The sequence below is a fragment of the Levilactobacillus sp. LN180102 genome, from assembly GCF_050106635.1.
Taxonomy (GTDB): domain Bacteria; phylum Bacillota; class Bacilli; order Lactobacillales; family Lactobacillaceae; genus Levilactobacillus; species Levilactobacillus brevis.
In genome coordinates, this window is sequence record NZ_JBNIIX010000012.1 from 47,728 (window position 1) to 67,849 (window position 20,122).

The 20,122-nt window shown below is 45.9% G+C and carries 20 protein-coding genes and 2 tRNA genes; 20 read left to right on the plus strand and 2 right to left on the minus strand.

All coding sequences use genetic code 11. The features are described 5' to 3' along the window. Nucleotides 1-148 precede the first annotated feature (148 nt). From ACP4IT_RS08450 to whiA, 15 genes are all read left to right on the plus strand, one after another. A complete protein-coding gene (locus tag ACP4IT_RS08450) occupies nucleotides 149-478 on the plus strand; it encodes a PspC domain-containing protein (protein ID WP_011667416.1) in 330 nt (109 codons plus the stop codon). Continuing rightward, a complete protein-coding gene (locus ACP4IT_RS08455) occupies nucleotides 479-850 on the plus strand; it encodes a phage holin family protein (protein WP_015473430.1) in 372 nt (123 codons plus the stop codon). Between the two features lie 88 nt (nucleotides 851-938). Beyond that, nucleotides 939-1,874, plus strand: coding sequence for an HPr(Ser) kinase/phosphatase (gene hprK / locus ACP4IT_RS08460; RefSeq protein WP_011667418.1), 936 nt, complete (start codon nucleotides 939-941; stop codon nucleotides 1,872-1,874). A 5-nt stretch (nucleotides 1,875-1,879) separates the two neighbouring features. Further along, the gene (gene lgt, locus ACP4IT_RS08465; RefSeq protein WP_011667419.1) at nucleotides 1,880-2,743 is read left to right on the plus strand and encodes a prolipoprotein diacylglyceryl transferase; all 864 of its coding nucleotides are present in this window, start codon (nucleotides 1,880-1,882) and stop codon (nucleotides 2,741-2,743) included. 15 nt (nucleotides 2,744-2,758) lie between these two features. After that, the gene (locus ACP4IT_RS08470) at nucleotides 2,759-3,772 is read left to right on the plus strand and encodes an NAD(P)H-dependent glycerol-3-phosphate dehydrogenase (protein ID WP_011667420.1); all 1,014 of its coding nucleotides are present in this window, start codon (nucleotides 2,759-2,761) and stop codon (nucleotides 3,770-3,772) included. A gap of 37 nt (nucleotides 3,773-3,809) precedes the next feature. Further along, nucleotides 3,810-4,715 carry a UTP--glucose-1-phosphate uridylyltransferase GalU gene (galU, locus tag ACP4IT_RS08475; RefSeq protein ID WP_011667421.1) on the plus strand — a complete coding sequence of 302 codons (906 nt, stop codon included), beginning with the start codon at nucleotides 3,810-3,812 and terminating at the stop codon, nucleotides 4,713-4,715. A gap of 71 nt (nucleotides 4,716-4,786) precedes the next feature. Beyond that, nucleotides 4,787-5,728 (plus strand): thioredoxin-disulfide reductase, encoded by a 942-nt coding sequence (trxB, locus tag ACP4IT_RS08480; RefSeq protein WP_011667422.1) that lies wholly within the window; start codon nucleotides 4,787-4,789, stop codon nucleotides 5,726-5,728. A gap of 93 nt (nucleotides 5,729-5,821) precedes the next feature. After that, nucleotides 5,822-6,463, plus strand: a complete 642-nt coding sequence (locus ACP4IT_RS08485; protein WP_011667423.1) for a YfbR-like 5'-deoxynucleotidase — start codon at nucleotides 5,822-5,824, stop codon at nucleotides 6,461-6,463. After that, on the plus strand, nucleotides 6,460-6,984 hold the full coding sequence (locus ACP4IT_RS08490) for an acetyltransferase (protein ID WP_156646660.1): 525 nt from the start codon (nucleotides 6,460-6,462) through the stop codon (nucleotides 6,982-6,984). Before ACP4IT_RS08485 ends, ACP4IT_RS08490 begins: the two co-directional genes overlap by 4 nt. 116 nt (nucleotides 6,985-7,100) lie before the next feature. Next, the gene (gene uvrB / locus ACP4IT_RS08495) at nucleotides 7,101-9,107 is read left to right on the plus strand and encodes an excinuclease ABC subunit UvrB (RefSeq protein WP_011667425.1); all 2,007 of its coding nucleotides are present in this window, start codon (nucleotides 7,101-7,103) and stop codon (nucleotides 9,105-9,107) included. A 19-nt stretch (nucleotides 9,108-9,126) separates the two neighbouring features. Beyond that, nucleotides 9,127-11,982: an excinuclease ABC subunit UvrA gene (gene uvrA, locus ACP4IT_RS08500; protein ID WP_011667426.1), complete on the plus strand. Its 2,856-nt coding sequence runs from the start codon at nucleotides 9,127-9,129 to the stop codon at nucleotides 11,980-11,982. Between the two features lie 155 nt (nucleotides 11,983-12,137). Next, entirely contained in the window at nucleotides 12,138-12,683 is a 546-nt protein-coding gene (locus ACP4IT_RS08505) for an HdeD family acid-resistance protein (RefSeq protein WP_011667427.1), read from the plus strand. 146 nt (nucleotides 12,684-12,829) lie between these two features. Beyond that, nucleotides 12,830-13,714 (plus strand): RNase adapter RapZ, encoded by an 885-nt coding sequence (gene rapZ, locus ACP4IT_RS08510; RefSeq protein ID WP_011667428.1) that lies wholly within the window; start codon nucleotides 12,830-12,832, stop codon nucleotides 13,712-13,714. Further along, entirely contained in the window at nucleotides 13,711-14,721 is a 1,011-nt protein-coding gene (locus ACP4IT_RS08515; RefSeq protein WP_015473435.1) for a gluconeogenesis factor YvcK family protein, read from the plus strand. Before rapZ ends, ACP4IT_RS08515 begins: the two co-directional genes overlap by 4 nt. A gap of 2 nt (nucleotides 14,722-14,723) precedes the next feature. Continuing rightward, nucleotides 14,724-15,662 carry a DNA-binding protein WhiA gene (gene whiA / locus ACP4IT_RS08520; RefSeq protein ID WP_011667430.1) on the plus strand — a complete coding sequence of 313 codons (939 nt, stop codon included), beginning with the start codon at nucleotides 14,724-14,726 and terminating at the stop codon, nucleotides 15,660-15,662. Nucleotides 15,663-15,785: 123 nt separating this feature from the next. Here whiA and clpP read toward each other — a convergent pair whose 3' ends face one another. Beyond that, a complete protein-coding gene (gene clpP, locus ACP4IT_RS08525) occupies nucleotides 15,786-16,382 on the minus strand; it encodes an ATP-dependent Clp endopeptidase proteolytic subunit ClpP (RefSeq protein ID WP_011667431.1) in 597 nt (198 codons plus the stop codon). Nucleotides 16,383-16,651: 269 nt separating this feature from the next. Here clpP and ACP4IT_RS08530 point away from each other — a divergent pair, with 269 nt between their 5' ends. The 3 genes from ACP4IT_RS08530 (at nucleotide 16,652) to ACP4IT_RS08540 (ending at nucleotide 17,980) form a co-directional block, all read left to right on the plus strand. Then, nucleotides 16,652-17,098, plus strand: a complete 447-nt coding sequence (locus tag ACP4IT_RS08530; RefSeq protein ID WP_011667432.1) for a LytTR family DNA-binding domain-containing protein — start codon at nucleotides 16,652-16,654, stop codon at nucleotides 17,096-17,098. 5 nt (nucleotides 17,099-17,103) lie between these two features. Beyond that, nucleotides 17,104-17,817, plus strand: coding sequence for a LiaF transmembrane domain-containing protein (locus tag ACP4IT_RS08535; RefSeq protein WP_011667433.1), 714 nt, complete (start codon nucleotides 17,104-17,106; stop codon nucleotides 17,815-17,817). Between the two features lie 91 nt (nucleotides 17,818-17,908). Then, nucleotides 17,909-17,980, plus strand: a tRNA-Arg gene (locus tag ACP4IT_RS08540). A 70-nt stretch (nucleotides 17,981-18,050) separates the two neighbouring features. On the opposite strand, the gene ACP4IT_RS08545 is transcribed toward ACP4IT_RS08540, so the two are convergent. Next, a complete protein-coding gene (locus ACP4IT_RS08545; RefSeq protein WP_011667434.1) occupies nucleotides 18,051-18,662 on the minus strand; it encodes an ECF transporter S component in 612 nt (203 codons plus the stop codon). A 121-nt stretch (nucleotides 18,663-18,783) separates the two neighbouring features. On the opposite strand from ACP4IT_RS08545, the gene ACP4IT_RS08550 reads away from it, so the two are divergent. Together ACP4IT_RS08550 and ACP4IT_RS08555 are read left to right on the plus strand one after the other, a co-directional pair. Then, nucleotides 18,784-18,855, plus strand: a tRNA-Arg gene (locus ACP4IT_RS08550). Between the two features lie 227 nt (nucleotides 18,856-19,082). Then, the gene (locus tag ACP4IT_RS08555; protein ID WP_011667435.1) at nucleotides 19,083-20,111 is read left to right on the plus strand and encodes a sugar-binding transcriptional regulator; all 1,029 of its coding nucleotides are present in this window, start codon (nucleotides 19,083-19,085) and stop codon (nucleotides 20,109-20,111) included. The last annotated feature ends 11 nt before the right edge of the window (nucleotides 20,112-20,122 follow it).

The window sequence follows — 20,122 nt, forward strand, 5'->3', positions numbered from 1 at the left end:
CTGAAGACTTGCTTTCAGTGGCCGCTTTCGCTATTCTGAGCCTATCAGGGAAGTTATTAAAAAAATCCCTTTAAATGATTGGCTTTTAACACAGTTAATCAGATATGATAGACTTAATCTAATAACTGATAAAAAGGAGTGTCCGCCTATGGCAGAAAAAAAGCGTCTAGTCCGTTCTCGTACGAATCGTTTGATTGGTGGGGTATTGGGCGGAATTGCAGAGTATTTTGATTGGAATGCTAATTTATTACGGGTGATTTATGTGTTAATTTCACTTGCCATTCCTACTCATGGCTTGTTGGGGTTGATGGTGTATGTCGTGGTCATGAGCTTCATGCCACTGGATGATTCCCGGCCAGCTGGTCCTGGTTTTAAGGATCTCTTTCGTGGTAGCTCTGAGCCGCAACGGCCAGACCGTAAAGTTATCCATGATGTCACGGAACAAGATGTTAAGGATTCACATAAGGGGGAAAATTAAATGCGGTTTTGGCCCCGGATTTTTGTTAATGCCTTAATTTTCCTTGCGTTAGCTGGTTTCTTCCAAAGCTCGCTTGCTGGGTCGTTTCAAAATTCATTTTATGTCTCCAGTGTCTGGGTGGCATTGATTGCGAGCTTAGTCTTAGCCCTGTTAAATGCGGTGGTGAAGCCCATTCTGTTCGTTTTGTCGCTGCCGATTACCATCCTCACATTGGGATTATTTAGTGTCGTGATCAACGCGGCCATGCTGGAATTGACGTCGTGGTTTGTCGGGAGTAGCTTTGCTTTTGCCTCGTTTGGCACGACGTTGATTATTGCGATTGTAATGTCGTTATGTAATGCGATTATCAGTGATCATTTTGCCCAGCATTAAGTTGTGAATAACGATTTAATTTGGTAGGAGTCACTACCGGAAAGTGCTAAAATTAAAGTAGTTTACGATGTAGTAAGGAGGAGCGCCCATGACCGAAAGTGTCACAGTGGCCGAACTCGTCAAAGCGAACCGCTTGGATGTATATACGGGTAAAGACAATTTAGATCGAAAAATTACGACTAGTGATATTTCACGACCTGGATTGGAATTAACCGGTTATTTTAATTACTACCCGGCGAAACGGGTTCAACTATTAGGAATTACCGAAACATCCTTTGCTAAAGGGATGAGTCATAAAGAACTGTTAAATGTTATGCGTAAAATGTGTCAGCCAGAAACACCTGCGTTTGTTATTTCCACCCAATTAGATCCACCAGAGGAATTAACGCAGTCTGCCGAAGAGGCCGGAATCCCAATTTTGGGTACCAAGCTGACAACGTCGCGGGTTTTGAGTAATATGACCAACTTCTTAGAAGGCAAACTCGCCGAACGTCAATCTGTTCACGGGGTCTTGGTGGATATCTATGGCGTTGGGGTCATGATTACCGGAGATTCTGGTGTTGGTAAAAGTGAAACTGCTTTGGAACTGGTTAAACGTGGTCATCGACTGATTGCGGATGATCGAGTAGAGGTTTATCAACAAGATGAACAAACCTTAGTTGGTGCTGCACCAGCCATTCTTAGTCACCTATTAGAAATTCGGGGGATTGGGATTATTGATGTGATGAATCTCTTTGGTGCTGGCGCTGTCCGAAGCGAAACGGATATCGACCTGATTGTCCACCTAGAGTTGTGGCAAGATGATAATCATTTTGATCGCTTAGGCAATAATAGTGAAACCCAACGCTTCTTTGACGTCGTGGTACCTAAGATTAGTATCCCCGTTAAGACAGGGCGAAACCTAGCAATCATCATTGAAGCGGCGGCGATGAATTTCCGCGCACGTTCAATGGGTTACGATGCAACCAAAGTGTTTGATGACAATCTAAAGCGCTTAATTAAACAAAATGCGAATAAATCATAAGGGAGATGGGCGTTATCTTTTCACCAATTGTGGCGGCGCTTAACCCCATCGCCATTCATTTAGGACCAATTGCGGTTCACTGGTACGGCGTCATTATCGCGACGGGGGTCATCATTGCGGTGACACTAGCGGTGCGTGAGGGTCGTCGTCGAGGCATTAATCCGGATGATATTTATGACATGATTTTATGGGCTCTGCCGGCAGCCCTAATTGCCGCCCGGCTATATTATGTGATTTTTAATTGGAGTTATTACGCGCAGCATGCCAGTGAGATAATTGCAATCTGGGATGGAGGAATTGCCATCTATGGGTCCTTAATTGGGGCTGGAATTGTGGTGGTTCTCTTCTGTCGTTCACGGTTCATTCCCACGTGGCTGATGCTTGATGTGGCCGCACCGACGGTCATTTTAGGTCAAGCTATTGGTCGTTGGGGTAATTTCATGAATCAAGAGGCGTTTGGTCGCGTGACGAGTTTAGCCTTTTTACAAGGGCTTCATCTACCTCACTGGATTATTAGTCAAATGTTGATTAACGGTGCCTACCGTCAACCAACGTTTTTGTATGAATCCACGTGGAGTTTGATGGGATTCGTCGTGTTAATGAGTTTGCGGCACTATCCTGGTTTATTCAAGCAGGGTGAAGTATTCTTGGCTTACGTCATGTGGTATTCGTTTGGCCGCTTTTTCATTGAAGGCATGCGCACAGATAGCTTGTGGTTATTCCACCTGTTGCGGATTTCGCAAGCGTTGTCTGTCGTATTATTTGTCGGTGCATTAGTGATTTGGATTTACCGTCGGCGCGCAACAACGCCACCAATTGATTATCTAGCGGGCAATCCATTTCGCGAAAAAACCAATCTTTCTAAATAAGGAGAATCCATTACTATGTCAGAGAAAATTGCAGTACTCGGTGCCGGTTCGTGGGGCTCGATTTTAGCGAGCGTCTTGGATGAAAACGGACATGATGTTCGGCTATGGTCATACAACCCCAAACAGGTTGAAGAATTGAATACGCAACATACCAATACCCACTACATCAAGGACTTTACGTTTTCTCCTTCGCTAGTGGCTTACTCCGATTTAGCGAGTGCCTTAACGGATGTAGATGCGATCTTATTCGTTGTCCCAACGAAAGCCATTCGTTCGGTGGCGGGTCAAGTGGCAACTATTTTGCAAGATCAGCACTTACAACCACAATTAATTCATGCTAGCAAGGGGATTGAACAACAGACCTATAAGCGGCTCTCTCAAGTTTTGGAAGAAGAAATTCCAGCTGAGAATCGCCAGGCGGTTACGGTCTTGTCTGGTCCTAGTCACGCGGAAGATGTGGCCCGTAAAGATATTACGTTGGTTACTGCTGCCAGTGCTAGCCCAGAGGCTGCCAAATATGTGCAAAAGTTGTTCATGACATCCTACTTCCGGGTTTACACTAATCCAGATATTATTGGGGTTGAAATTGGTGCAGCTTTGAAGAATATTATTGCGTTGGGTGCTGGTGCACTACACGGCTTGGGCTATGGCGATAATGCTAAAGCAGCCTTGATGACGCGTGGCCTAGCTGAAATTTCACGACTAGGGACATCGTTTGGCGCTGATCCTATGACCTTCATTGGACTATCCGGTGTTGGTGATATTATCGTGACGGCGACAAGCTCAAATTCACGTAATTGGCGCGCTGGTGATGAACTGGGACGTGGTGAAGCTTTAGATGATGTTATTAACCATATGGGGATGGTTATTGAAGGCTTAGCAACCACCAAGGCGGCATACGAGCTTTCCCGTGAACGTGGTGTCTCAATGCCGATCACGGAAGCCATCTATCAAGTCATCTATGAAGGAAAGGACATTCGCACCGCAATTTCTGATTTAATGCAACGCGAAGGTCGATCTGAATTTTAGGAATGCTCTGGGGATACTGAGGAAGGAACGTTTAATTATGAAAAAAGTTAGAAAAGCCGTCATTCCAGCAGCTGGATTAGGAACCCGTTTTTTACCAGCCACGAAGGCTTTAGCTAAAGAAATGTTACCGATTGTTGATAAGCCAACTATCCAATTTATCGTGGAGGAAGCGCGCAAATCGGGAATTGAAGATATTGTGATTGTCGATGGGAAATCTAAGCGATCCATCGAAGACCATTTTGACTCCAATCCAGAATTGGAAGCTAATCTAGAAGCTAAGCACAAAGATGAAATGCTACGACAAGTTAAGGAAACGACTGGCATGAATCTATACTTTATCCGACAACCGTACCCACGTGGGTTGGGGGATGCAGTATTGACGGCGAAGGCCTTTATTGGTGATGAACCATTTATCGTGATGTTAGGCGATGATATGACAGATAGCAAGGTGCCCTTAACCAAGCAATTGATTGATCGCTATGATCAAACGGGGGCTTCAACCTTGGCTGTGATGCGAGTTCCACATAAGGATACGGCGAAGTATGGAGTCATTAATCCGTCTGAAGAAACGGCGCCAGGTTTGTATAACGTTACCAACTTTGTGGAAAAGCCAGAACCAGATGAAGCACCTAGTGATCTAGCCATTATTGGTCGTTACCTCTTTACGCCAGAAATCTTTGAAGCGTTGGAAAGCACCCCAGTGGGCTTAGGCAATGAATTACAACTGACAGACGCCATTGATAACCTCAATAAAACACAACGCGTGTTTGCCCACGAATATACAGGCAAACGGTTTGATGTCGGCAATAAGTTCGGCTGGATTCAGACCAATATTGCGTATGGTCTTCAACATCCAGAAACAAAAACACAGTTACGCGAGTACATTAAGACCTTAGGCGCTCAGCTTGCCAAGGAAGATGAACAAACACCCAAGTCAAAATAGGTGACAAACTTACTTTTTACTAGTAAAGTGTCAGTATTATCACAGCACAAGAGTGGAAGGGAGCGTTAACCTTGAAAAGTTACGATGTTATTGTCATTGGTGCCGGACCAGGCGGCATGACGGGGGCGTTATACGCTTCACGGGCTAATTTATCGGTATTAATGCTAGATCGTGGGATTTATGGCGGTCAAATGAACAATACGGCAGCGATTGAAAACTATCCTGGATTCAAGTCAGTCTTAGGGCCGGATTTGGCTAAGGATATGTATGAAGGTTCGACCCAATTTGGTGCCGAGTACGCGTATGGTAGCGTGACGGCGATTGAGGATCATGGTGATCATAAGATCGTTAAAACCGATGATGGTGATTACGAGACTAAGGCCGTTATTGTGGCAACTGGTTCCGAATACAAGAAGCTAGGCGTGCCTGGGGAAGATAAATTTGGTGGCCGCGGTGTTTCTTACTGTGCGGTCTGCGACGGCGCGTTCTTTAAGAACCGTGAAGTGGTCGTCATTGGTGGCGGTGACTCGGCTGTTGAAGAAGGCTTATATTTAGCGGGTCTTGCTTCAAAGGTTACGATCATCCATCGGCGTGATCAATTGCGGGCACAAAAGATCTTACAGGATCGGGCTTTTGCAAATGACAAGATCGAATTTGTTTGGAATACGAATGTCACTGAAATCTTGGGTGACGATATGAAGGTTACCGGTGTTGCCACTAAAAATAATCAAACCGGTGAAACGGGTGAGATTGCGGCTAGTGGGGTCTTCATTTACGTGGGAACCTTACCAATGACCGACGCCTTTACTGATTTGGGCATTACCGACGATGCTGGTTGGATTAAAACCAATGATCATATGGCAACGGCGGTTCCCGGGATCTTTGCTATCGGTGACGTGCGACAAAAAGATTTGCGGCAGATCACCACGGCGGTTGGCGATGGCGGTATTGCCGGTCAAGCAGTCTTTAGCTACTTGGAAGATCTAAAGTCACAAGCAGCTTCAGCACAATAATGGTAAACTTAGCGGAGACAACCTTAACCGGTGTTTCCGCTTTTTTTGCGGTCGTGGAGACACAAATAATAATCAAAAGGGAGTGGCGGGTTTATGGGAATGAATCAGTTCTTACAGAGTTTAAGTGATCTAGAAACGATTGATCGAGCACCGGGATATTTCAAGTTTGAGCAACATTCAGTTGCAGCACATTCGTTTAAAGTGGCCGAAGTAGCCCAATTCTTGGCCGACGTTGAAGAACAGGCTGGGCATACGGTTAATTGGCGATTAGTCTATGAAAAGGCCTTGAATCATGATTACACGGAACGCTTTATCGGCGATATTAAGACGCCAGTGAAGTACGCAACTCCGGAACTCCGAAAAATGTTGGCTGATGTTGAGGATTCGCTGACAGCTAACTTCATTCAAAATGAAATTCCGTCCCAGTTTCAGGCGGCTTATACGCGGCGGTTGGGGGAAGGCAAAGACGAAACTTTGGAAGGACAGATCTTATCCGTTGCTGATAAAGTGGATTTGCTTTATGAATCGTTTGGCGAAATTCAAAAGGGTAATCCGGAACCCGTTTTTACAGAAATCTATCGGGAAAGTTTGACCACGATTTTGAAGTTTAAACAGTTAGCCTGTGTCCAATATTTCTTAGCGGAAGTCTTACCAGAAATGCTGGCCGCTGATTTCAGTGACCGGCAGAAGCTGGCACAACTGACTAACCAACTTTTGGAGGAGCCATCTAAATGAAATTAGAAGAAGTGTGGAATCAACATCTGACTACAGGAACGGTGCGGCCATTAACTCATGACGATGATGAGTTGATTTATCAGTTTCAGGCTAGTCATCCAGCGTATTTTGCGCACTTTCAAGATCATCCGGTGACACGGCAAGAGGCCATTCAAGATGTAACGGATGTGCCGTTGAACGCAACAGTTGATCAAAAGGCCTATTTGGGGATTTTTAAAGATCAGCAACTGATTGTTTTAGTTGATTTAATTATTGATTACCCGCTACCAAGTTTGGTGTGGGTTGGGATGTGGTTACCGGCAAAGGGCGTGTCATCCGTAGAATTAGCTAGCTATTATCAGAGCTTAGTAACCACGTTAAAAACAGCCGGTGCGGTACAATTACAACTAAGTAATTTCATGGGTGATCGGCAAATGAAACAATTCTGGGAAGATCAGGGATTAGTAGCGGTACAAACGACAACGGTGACTAAGGGAAGCCGGGCCGCTAATGTAACGATCTATCAGGATAAGTTTCGGTAACGGACCGGCAAACTGGCGAAAGTATGTTCGGTATGGTAGAATATTTGAGCACGATGGGAAACGAGCCGTTTCCCATCTTTTCTGATGAATAAAAATGGGTAAGGAGGTTACCAGTCATGATCGATCGACAAACAGATCGGGCCTTTGATTTGGTCTCAAAATATCAACCTACCGGCGATCAACCGGAGGCAATTAATCAATTAACACACGGCATTGAGGCCGGTGAGAAGGCTCAGATTTTGCTGGGCGCCACTGGGACCGGGAAGACGTTCACGATTTCCAATGTCATTAAAAACGTGAATAAACCGACACTGGTGTTGTCACATAACAAAACGTTGGCCGGCCAATTATATGGAGAATTCAAGCAATTTTTCCCTAATAATGCGGTGGAATATTTTGTGAGTTATTACGATTATTATCAACCGGAGGCCTATGTGCCTTCTAGTGACACTTACATTGAAAAGGATTCGTCCATCAATGATGAGATTGATAAGTTACGGCATTCGGCAACGAGTTCACTGTTAGAACGGAATGATGTGATCGTGGTGGCCTCCGTTTCCTCTATTTTTGGTTTAGGGGACCCTACCGAATATAAGAATCATGTGGTTTCATTACGGGTCGGTCAGGAGATTGAACGTGACGCTTTGTTGCGTAAGCTCGTTAATATTCAATTTGAACGCAATGATTATGATTTCCAACGGGGTCGCTTCCGGGTTCACGGTGATGTTGTGGAAATTTTCCCAGCGTCGCGAGATGAGCGGGCGCTGCGAGTCGAGTTTTTTGGTGATGAGATTGATCGTATTCGGGAAGTCGATGCGCTGACTGGGGAAATTGTAGGTGACCGAGAACACGTGGCCATCTTCCCAGCAACCCACTTTATGACGAACGATGATATCATGGCCCAAGCAACGGCCGGGATTGAAGGCGAGCTAAAAGAGCGATTAGCTGAATTGGAAAATGACGGTAAATTACTGGAAGCACAGCGACTCAAACAGCGGACGACCTATGATCTTGAAATGATGCGCGAGATGGGTTACACCAGTGGAATTGAAAATTATTCGCGCTGGATGGATGGTCGGCAAGCAGGCGAACCGCCGTATACCTTATTAGACTTTTTCCCCAAGGATTTTCTCCTAGTGGTCGATGAATCACACGTTACTATGCCGCAAGTGCGGGGGATGTACAACGGGGACCGGGCACGGAAGCAACAATTAGTGGATTACGGATTTCGGTTGCCCAGTGCGTTAGACAATCGGCCGCTTAAGCTAAACGAAGTCGAACAGCATATCAATCAGGTTATTTACATGTCAGCGACTCCCGGACCGTACGAAGCCGAGCAAACGGATCACGTGGTGCAACAGATTATTCGGCCGACTGGCTTGTTAGATCCGACGATTGATGTTCGACCGATTATGGGTCAGATGGATGATCTAGTCGGCGAGATTAATCAGCGGATTGAGAAGAATGAGCGCACGTTTGTCACGACCTTAACGAAAAAAATGGCCGAAGATTTGACGGATTATCTCAAGGATCTGGGTATCAAAGTGGCTTATTTACATTCGGACATTAAGACACTCGAACGGACCGAGATCATGCGGGATTTACGGCTGGGTAAATATGATGTGCTAGTCGGGATTAATCTTTTGCGTGAAGGGATTGATATTCCCGAAGTCTCACTAGTTGCCATCTTAGATGCTGACAAGGAAGGCTTTTTGCGTAATGAACGGTCGTTGATTCAAACGATTGGTCGAGCGGCCCGAAACTCACACGGATCGGTGATTATGTATGCTGATTCAGTTACGGATTCCATGCAAGCTGCGATGGATGAGACGGCTCGACGGCGACAGATTCAAATCGCTTATAACAAAGAACATGGGATTACGCCAACGACCATCATCAAGCCAATTCGGGACCTCATTGCCGTTTCAAAGAAGAACGACAATGCGGGTGAAAAGGATGATTTCGTAGCGAGTGACTTTGAAGATATGACCAAGGAAGATCAAGAAAAGTTGATTGCTCGGCTTGAAGATGAGATGCGTGCAGCGGCTAAGAAATTGGACTTTGAACAGGCGGCCTCATTGCGCGATACCATTATGGATATGAAGACTGAGATTGGTGATTAGTGAGTAAGGAGACGACAATTTGTTAAACGATAAGATCGTGATTCACGGGGCCCGCGCCCATAACTTAAAAGATATCGACGTGACGATTCCTAAGAACAAGCTAGTGGTGATTAGTGGCTTATCCGGTTCTGGCAAAAGTTCGTTGGCATTTGATACCCTATATGCGGAAGGACAACGGCGCTATGTCGAAAGTCTGTCCTCCTATGCACGTCAATTCTTGGGTCAGATGGATAAACCAGACGTGGATTCTATCGATGGATTGAGTCCAGCAATCTCGATTGACCAAAAAACCACGTCTAAGAACCCGCGCTCAACCGTGGGAACGGTGACTGAAATTAATGATTATTTGCGTTTACTTTGGGCCCGGGTCGGGACACCCATCTGTCCTAATGATGGCACTGAGATTACCAGTCAAAGTGTTGAGCAGATGGTGGACCAAGTCTTGGCGCTACCAGAGCGAACCAAACTGCAAGTATTATCACCAATCGTGCGTGCTAAAAAGGGACAACATAAAAAGATTTTTGAGAAGATTCAACGAGAAGGTTTTGTGCGGGTTCGCGTCGATGGGGAAACCATGGATTTGGACTCAGTGCCAGAGCTTAATAAGAACCAAAGTCACGATATCGCTATTGTGATTGATCGGGTTGTCGTCAAGTCAGGGATTCGCTCACGGCTATTTGATTCATTTGAGGCGGCATTGCGGCTAAGTGGTGGTTATGCGATTGCCGATTTAATTGATGGCGAACCAATGATCTTTTCGGAACACTACGCTTGTCCCGTCTGTGGTTTTACCGTGGGTGAGTTAGAACCCCGATTATTTTCATTTAACGCACCATTTGGCGCCTGTCCCGACTGTGACGGACTGGGGGTTAAGTTGGAAGTTGACTTAGACCTAGTGGTGCCTGATAAGACGAAGACCTTGCGTGAAGGGGCATTAGAGCCGTGGAATCCAATTAGCTCACAATATTACCCAGCACTGTTAGAGCAGGCTTGTACGGCGTTTAATGTTGACATGGATACGCCATTTGAAGAACTTTCCAAGAACGATCAAGCTTTGGTCTTGTATGGCTCACAAGGTAAGGAATTTCATTTTCATTATGAAAATGATTTCGGTGGTGTTCGGGATGTGGATGTAGCTTTTGAAGGGGTTATTCCGAACATTGATCGGCGTTATCACGAAACCAATAGTGATTTTACCCGCGATGTGATGCGTAAGTATATGACAGAACTGACCTGTCAAACCTGCCATGGTTATCGGTTGAATCGTCAAGCATTGAGTGTCAAGATTAATCACCAACACATTGGTGAAGTCTCCAACTTGCCAGTTGATAAGGAGTTGGGCTTCTTTAAGGAACTGAACTTTGGTGAACAAGACCAAGTGATTGCCCAACCGATTTTAAAAGAAATTAAGGATCGCTTGACCTTCCTGCGTAACGTTGGGCTGGACTACCTGACATTGAGTCGGTCAGCCCGAACCTTGTCTGGAGGTGAAGCCCAGCGAATTCGCTTGGCTACTCAAATCGGGTCGAATCTTTCTGGTGTGCTGTATATTTTAGATGAACCGTCTATCGGTCTTCATCAGCGCGATAACGATCGGTTAATTGCTTCTCTAAAACAGATGCGTGATCTCGGCAATACGTTGATTGTGGTGGAGCATGATGAGGACACCATGCGCGCTGCCGATTATATTGTGGATATTGGCCCGGGGGCTGGTGAGAATGGTGGTCACGTCATGGCTGCCGGAACACCGAAGCAAGTCATGCGGTCACGTAAGTCACTGACTGGGCAGTATTTGTCGGGTAAGCAGTATATTCCAGTCCCGTTAGAACGACGTACGGGTAATGGCAAAAGCATTCGGGTCACTGGGGCTGCTGAAAATAACCTCAAAGACATCACGGTTGATTTTCCATTGGGCGAGTTTGTTGTGGTGACGGGGGTTTCTGGTTCTGGGAAATCAACGCTGGTTAATACGATTCTGAAGCGGGCACTAGCGCAAAAGCTTAACAATAACTCGGAAAAGCCCGGAAAGTTCAAGAGTATCGCCGGGGTAAAGAATATTGAACGACTGGTCGATATTGACCAGAGTCCAATTGGGCGGACACCACGGAGTAATCCAGCCACCTATACCGGTGTTTTTGATGATGTCCGGACACTCTTTGCTCAAACTAACGATGCCAAGTTGCGGGGTTATCAAAAGGGACGTTTCAGCTTTAACACTAAGGGCGGCCGGTGTGAGGCCTGTCATGGTGATGGTATTTTAAAGATTGAAATGAACTTTTTACCAGATGTTTATGTCCCCTGTGAGGTTTGTCATGGAACCCGGTACAATTCTGAAACGTTGGAAGTTGAATACAAAGGGAAGAACATCGCTGATGTCTTGGATATGACTGTCAGTGAGGCGCTTCAATTCTTTGAAGCAATCCCTAAGATTACGCGTAAGTTGCAAACCATCCAAGACGTTGGCTTAGGTTATGTAAAATTAGGTCAGCCAGCGACAACATTATCTGGTGGCGAAGCCCAACGGATGAAATTAGCGTCGGAATTGCACAAGCAACAAAACGGGAAAAACTTCTATATCCTAGATGAACCAACCACCGGGTTACATGCGGATGATATTAAACGTCTGCTGGTGGTCTTGCATCGACTCGTTGATAAAGGTAATACGGTACTAGTCATTGAACACAATCTCGATGTCGTTAAAACCGCAGACCATCTGATTGATTTAGGCCCGGAGGGTGGCGAAGCTGGGGGTAATATTGTGGCAACAGGTACCCCAGAGGAATTAGCACAAGTCACAAATAGTTATACTGGTCAGTATTTGAAGCCAGTCTTAGAACGGGACCGGCAACGGACAGAAGCAGATCAGCAAGCATAGATTGTTAAAGATGGGGCCGTGGCGAGAGTCATGGCCTTTTTTAGGTCTACTTGGTCGGGCTAGTAGTCCTGCCCCCCTTGTGAGAACTGGAAAAAACCAGTACAATAGTTGAAAACCGGTCGTCATGTGACCGGTGTTGTGAGGAGATGCAGACGATGTTTAATATGAATCGGTCCCGTTGGGGCTTTGACTGGGGAGAATTTATCCTCGGTATCTTATTTATTGTGGCTGCCGGTGGCCTCTTACGATCCCCTAAGATTGGATTGACAAGTTTAGCCATTATCTTTGCTGTGATGGCTTTGTTGAGTGGTTTGACCACGATCGCCGGATATAAAAAATTGCGAGATGTAACGGGGTTCCGGGCTAACTTCGCGTTAGTCTTAGGTATTCTGGATATTTTAATTGCAGTCGTTTTCTTCTTTGATATGAATAGCGCAATCGTAACGTTAGGCTACTTGTTTGCGCTGTGGTTTATCTTTGATTCTATTGAACGACTATTGGTTGCCAGTCATTTACGAGATTTCGGTGGCGGATTCTTCTGGTTATCAGTGATTCTAGATGTCATCAGCCTGATCTTAGGGATTATGTTGTTTATCCATCCCGTGATTGCGGCGCTATCTTTAAACTGGTTGATTGCCATGTTCTTTATTGTCTTTGGAATTAATGCGATCTGGATTGCGATTGCCCGGAGTCGCTCCTAAATTAAACCGCTATGGTGTGTGCTTGTTAGCGCATCATAGCGTTTTTTTGTGGAAAAATTCAGTAGATTTAAGGGAATTGTTAGGAAAAGACACGCCCGGTGTGCTATACTGCATAAAGATTGTTTTCAAAAAGGAGCGGAAGTGCCATGACTGAGGATATTCGCCTGGTGATCATCACTGGGATGAGTGGGGCGGGGAAAACCGTTGCCATGCAAAGCTTCGAAGATTTAGGTTACTTTTGTATCGATAACATGCCGCCTTCGCTATTACCGAAGTTTTGGGATTTAGTCCGTGAATCCGGTAAATTAAGTAAAATTGCTTTGGTGATCGATTTGCGGTCACGGGCATTTTATGATGAGATCGTGCGGATGTTAAATGACGTGGCGGTTCACGGAACCATGAATGCGCAGGTCTTGTTCCTAGATGCTTCCGATGCTGAATTGGTTTCGCGCTACAAAGAAACACGACGTTCCCATCCATTGGCACGGAATGGCCGGGTCCTTGAAGGTATTTCGCGTGAACGAGAACTCTTAGCGCCAATTCGCCAAGCTGCTCAGTTGGTGATTGATACTACGAAGTTAAGCCCACGAAAGCTCCGCGAAGAAATTTTCCATAATTACGAAACAGAAACAACCCAAGCCTTTCATATTGAATTGATGTCATTTGGCTTTAAATATGGATTACCTATTGATGCCGATATTGTCATGGACGTGCGGTTCTTACCTAACCCGTATTATTTACCGGAGCTGCGGAATCAAACGGGAATGGATCAACCGGTCTATGACTATGTTATGAATCAACCACAAACGGAAGAGTTCTATCAACGTTTCTTGGGTCTGCTGACGACGATTGTTCCTGGATACAAGCAAGAGGGAAAATCCAGCTTAACCATTGCAATTGGATGTACGGGTGGTCAACACCGATCAGTTGCGTTAACGCAACGATTGGGGCAAGCCCTTGGTAACACTTACCCGGTGCACGTGACCCATCGGGATATTGAAAAGAGAAAGGAGTCCGCTAATCGCTCATGAGAGAACTGACTAGCCGCCGACCTAAGATTGTGGTCATTGGCGGAGGGACCGGATTGCCAGTCATTTTACGCAATTTACGGGACCAGAATGTGGACATCACGGCTGTCGTGACGGTGGCCGATGATGGCGGATCATCAGGCATCATTCGGCATTACGTAAACGTGGTGCCGCCTGGTGATATTCGTAACGTCATGGTGGCGTTAGCGGAAATTCCTGATATTTATAAAGAATTGTTCCAATATCGGTTTGAAACCACAGATGATTTTTTTGCCGGTCACGCGATTGGGAATCTGATTATCGCAGCCCTTTCAGAAATGAAAGGGGGCATCTTTGATGCAGTTCAAGAATTGTCACAACTTATGCGAGTTAATGGGCATATTTATCCTGCCGCCAACGAACCATTGGAGTTACACGCGCAATTTGCCGATGGCAGTACGTTAAGTGGTGAATCGGAAATTACAGCGGCTCATAAGCTGATTAAACGTGTGTGGGTTGAAACCAGTAATCACCACCAGCAACCGCAGGCCGTTCAGCCGGTCATTGATGCGATCATGAATGCGGACCAAATTGTTTTGGGCCCCGGAAGTCTATTCACCAGTATTTTGCCCAATCTAATGATTGATAGTGTCGGTCAGGCGGTCAAAGATAGTGCTGCTGAGGTTGTCTATATTTGTAATATCATGACCCAAAAAGGGGAAACCGAAAGTTTCTCCGATGCTGACCATGTTCGGGTGCTTAACCACCATTTGGATGCGAACTTTATTGATACGGTGTTGGTTAACACGCGTAAAGTGCCAGATCAGTACATTGACTATCAGCGGTGGGATGAAATGTCCCAACCGGTACGGCATGATTTTCAAGGGTTACGTGATCAGGGATGTCGGGTCATTTCAACCGATTTCTTGCAATTACGTGATAATGGGGCCTTTCACAACGGGCAAGAGGTCGTGCGTGAACTCTTGAACCTGATTGGTCAGCCGCGTTATCGAATGAAGGGGAGGCCTTAACGGTGTCGTATGCCAGTGAAGTAAAAAAGGAATTGACCACGTTGGAGGTCCACCGAGAAAATGCTAAAGCAGAACTCGTTGCACTGATTCGAATGAACGGTGCTTTGGGACTTGCTAATCGGCATTTTGTCTTGAACGTGCAGACAGAAAATCCAGCGATTGCCCGCCGAATGTATCAATTGCTCAAACAGTTTTATGATTTGGAAAGTGAGCTACTGGTTCGGCGAAAGATGAAGCTCAAGAAAAATAATCTCTACATCGTTCGGGTCAAAACGGGCGTTACAGAGGTTCTTTCCGATCTTGGGATTTTTGACGGGATGCAGCTGCTGGAATCGGTTCCTAACGAAATTTTGGATGATGATATGCGGGTGCGGTCCTACTTACGCGGCGCGTTTTTAGCCGGTGGTTCTGTGAACAATCCAGAAACCAGCCGGTATCATTTGGAGATTTATTCTTTGTATGAAGAACACAATCAAGTGATTGCTGACATGATGAATCGCTATGAGCTAAATGCGCGGACCATCGTTCGTCGTAGTGGATATATTACCTACCTCAAAGGGGCCGAAAAGATTGCGGACTTTCTTTCGCTAATTGGCGCGACGACGGCCATGCTACGATTCGAGGATGTCCGGATTATGCGGGACATGCGCAACTCGGTCAACCGGTTAGTTAATTGTGAAAATGCCAATCTAGACAAGGTAGCTAATGCGTCAACCCGTCAGATTGATAATATCGAGTTTATTGATGCTACTGTCGGGTTAGGCCAGTTACCAACTAAGCTGCGAGAAGTGGCAGAGGCCCGATTAGAACATAAAGAAGTAAGCTTGAAAGAGTTGGGGGATCTGGTTCCTGGTGGTCCCATCTCAAAATCGGGAATTAATCACCGGTTACGTAAAATTAATGATTACGCTAAGCAACTACGTGAAGAGGCTACGGCCTAGTTAAAAGACCAGTCAATCGTTTTAAACGATTGACTGGTCTTTTTGTCGTAATTGGCATTAGTATGTGGCCCCCAAAAACGCAAAAAAAGCGCCGTCGAATGACGACACTTTTGGGGTTAATCACTACTTCTTTTGTTCACTACTGTTGGTCATGATGTGGTCAATTAATCCATAATCAACCGCTTCTTGAGCACTCAAGTAGTTGTCTCGTTCAGTATCTTGATTGAGGCGTTCAATCGGTTGACCGGAATTCTCTGCTAAAATCTTGTTGATCAATTCACGGGTCTTCAAGATTTCACGAGCAGCAATTTCGATTTCCGTTTGTTGTCCTTGGGCACCACCAGATGGTTGGTGAATCATCACTTGGGCGTGAGGCAAAGCAAAACGCTTGCCCTTAGTCCCAGATGAAGCCAAGACACTTGCCATGGAAGCTGCCATCCCTAACGTGATCGTTTGCACGTCAGATTGGATGAAGTTCATGGTATCATAGATGGCCAAGCCGGAAGAAACGACACCACCAGGTGAGTTGATGTAGAGTGAAATGTCCTTGGTTGAGTCTTGGGCATCCAAGAAGAGTAACTGCGCGATGATGGCGTTGGCCATGTCATCTTCAATTGGACCAGATAACATGATAATCCGGTCTTTTAATAGTCGTGAATAAATATCATAGGCCCGTTCGCCACGGGATGATTGTTCAATAACTGTTGGTACTAAATTCATGACAAGGTAGCCTCCCTTTTACATTTGAATGGCTAGCGATAGCTAACATGATGTTAGTGTACCGCTAAGGTCAGAGTAGGTCAAACAAAAACACTTCGTTTAATTCTGACAGCCAATTGACTAGAATTATCATAACAGAGTTTGTCCAAAGGTCACGTATTCTGTCAGTCCCTGACCACTTACGGGGGAAAACGAACCAGTTACGGTAAAATCATTTTCTTTGTTGAAGCAATATGGTTAACTTAAACGTAGCAATAGGGGGTGAAGATTTGAAGATTCGATTGGAAGTTGATGATCAGGCCAATGAGCCAGAGATTACAATTCGGGCCAATAGTCCACAGGTTGCTAATGCATTGGCAACGGCATTTCAAAATGCTACGCCACAATATCAGCAGATAGCCTTACGTCAACGCGGGCAGAATTACCAAATTGCGCTACAGGATATTTTGTTTTTTGAGGCTACCGATCATCAAGTCATGGCTCATACAGCGGACCAGGTTTTTAATACGCGCCAGCGCCTATACGAGCTAGCAGATGAATTACCAGCCAACTTTCAACGAGTCTCCAAATCGGCAATCCTGAACCGACAACAGATTTTTTCGTTAACTAAATCAGTTACCGGTAATTTGGTTCGGTTTAAGCACTCGCACAAGCAGTTGTACGTGTCACGACGTTATTATCAAGCATTGAAATTAGCATTGGAACGAAAGGGGTAACAATTATGCGACGAAATTGGTTTTGGGGTATTTTCTTAGTCCTGGCGGCCGGTATTTTGGTCGTCAGTCAATTGGGATTATTTAGCCTGCATATTGGCTTTTGGACGATCGTCATTGCGATGTTTTTAGTGGCGGGTTTTGTGGCTAGCTTAATTCACTTAGCGGTACCGGGGATGGTGTTTTCTCTAGCATTTCTGGCGATTATTTTTGCTCGGCCCTTAGGTATTGCTGCCTTGGCGCCGTGGACGATTTTGGGAGCGGCTTTGCTGTTAACGATCGGGCTGTCGTTAATCATTAAGCCGCGTTGGTATCACGCGTATGTTAACCGCCAGGAATGGCATCATCATTGGGCGGAAAATCATGATGATGTTGAAAGTATCAGTGATCAAGATGCCGTGGTGGACGTTAACATGAGCAGTAGCATTCGCTACATTCAGTCCCCGGATTTTCGTCAGGCAGTGATTAAGGTATCTATGGGCAATGCCAAAGTGTATTTTGATGAGGTGCAGCTCAACCCGGCTGGTGCGTCAATTGTGTTAGAGACGTCGTTTAGCGGTGCCGAATTATACATTCCCCGAACGTGGAACGTGAAGACGAATGTTGATGTTAATTTTGGTACGGTGGAGGAAAAGGGGATTCAAGAAGCCCAGAACGAGGCGCCTGCTGTTTCAATTACCGGCAAGGTGAGTTTTGGTGGGGTGACGATTATCTACATTTAATGGGAAATTGAAAAATATTTACCCAGCCACTTGAATTTATATTCAGCATCGGGTATAGTAATTAAGTGCTCAAAAGCACCGATGTTGTTTTGCGCCTGTAGTGTAATGGATCGCACGTAAGATTCCGGTTCTTGAGATGGGGGTTCGATTCCCTCCAGGCGCATCAGTGGTCGTGACGTTGTTGACGTTGCGGCTTTTTTTGTTGCCAAAAAACTGCGATGAAATCATCGCAGTTACTTGGTTGTCTGTGGCTTAAGTCGCTCCCATTGTCGCCGTAATGGCATTGCAATTAATGGGGCTACAAGGACATCCAAGATTAATTCAGGAATACCGTTAGTGAAAAGTGAAATCATCAAAACATACCCCAATGTTTGGTTACCCGTGGCGCCGAAAGCTGTGGCAACAGCAGGCGTTTGATAAAATAAAAAGACCAACCCTAAAACTAACACTGTATTGGTTAGTGCGGCACAACCAGCCGCGACTTGCATAGCTTGGCGCATGGACCACTGTCGATGACGTCCCCAAAGATAAAGACTACCAGCCACAAGTCCCATCAGCAAACGGGGTAAAATGGAAATCAGTGGATTAGTGAAGATTAACGGTGCCACGGGGCTAGAAGGCCAAGTAAAGGCCCGAACAAAGGTGATAAGTCCCCAGAAGCCACCGATGAGCAACCCGTCGCGTGGACCTAAAGCACTCCCAGCGACAATAACAGTGAGACCGATTAGTGTCATACTAAAGGGGCCAAAAGGAATATATCCAAGAAACGGGACCAGATTTTGCAAAAGTACAATCGCCATTAATAGTGCATCAACCACGAGGCGAAATGTTTTGTGTCGCGTCATAAATGAAACCTCCACCAAAACTTAATGTCGTCATTATAGCATGATTAGCCACGTAAAAAAGCAGAATTTGGCTTGTATTTTTATCCAAAATCAGTTATAGTAGTTGAGGTGTTGTTGTAATGCGCCCGTAGTGTAATGGATCGCACGTAAGATTCCGGTTCTTGAAATGGGGGTTCGATTCCCTCCGGGCGCATCGGTAAGTCGAGAGGATGATCTCGGCTTTTTTTTGTGCAAATTTTCGGCATTTAATCATGTAAAGGCTTCCATTAATTCTCCAGGTTAATCACTTGCTAAAGGGCGGGGTGGGGCTTATACTAGTAGTCGTTAAAGGTTGGCGGAAGTTGGCCTTAAATTTTTGGTCAGGGTGGGCGATAATTAGCCACCGCTGGTCGGACGTCGTCCCACTAGGAGGTTACCGACATGCATGAGGATTGGCAATGGGTAGAGGCCATCATGCCTCAAATGGTTACAAAGCTAACCAGCCGTTTCCGTATCCTACAGGGCGTTGCGAACCTTCAACCGGTTGGTCGCCGGACGCTAGCCACTAATCTGGCCTGTTCGGAGCGAACCGTGCGAACAACAACCGATGCCTTAGCTAGCTTGGGCTACATTCAAATGTCGGTCAAAGGCATGCAAGTTACGGCGGCTGGGCAACGCGTTTTGCAGGGCTTAGCACCGGTAATGAATGACTTGGCTGGTCGGCAACAACGGGAACAGACACTGGCGCAACAGTTAGATATTGCCCATTGTACGATTGTGCCGGGTGATAGTACAGCCGCTAATGGGTCATTGAACGCCATGGCCCAAGCAGCTAACCGAGTCTTGACCGACGAAATGCCAACGGGACACAGTACAGTTGCCGTAATGGGCGGTCATACGTTGGCAGCGGTGGCCCAGGCGCTCACACCGGCCTTGTCGATTAATCGTCAATTGTTGTTTGTCCCTGCCCGTGGTGGTGTTGGGGAGTCTCCGGCGATTCAAGCTAACACGGTTGCCGCAGAGATGGCCCAGCAGACCAATAGTGATTTTCGGCAATTGTATGTTCCAGAACAGTTAACGACAGCAACCTATAAGCCCTTATTTGCAGAACCAGCCATTCATGAGGTGTTGCAATTAATTGGGCAGAGTAACGTCGTGATTCACGGAATTGGTCAGGCGTTTGCCATGGCCAAACGGCGCAAGATGGCGCCCCACGTGATTGCTGATCTGGCTGCGGCCCATGCGGTCGGAGAAGCCTTTGGCTATTTTTATGATGCTGAGGGCCACGTGGTGAGCAAATTTCCCCGAATTGGATTGGAAATTGGCGATTTAGCCGCTAAACAATTAGTGATTGCGGTGGCTGGTGGTGCCGAAAAGGGCACAGCCATTGCTGCATACATGCGTTTGGCGCCAGCACAGACTTGGTTAATTACTGATGAAGGTGCTGCTGACTTTGTTTTAAAAAAGTGATACACTTAACA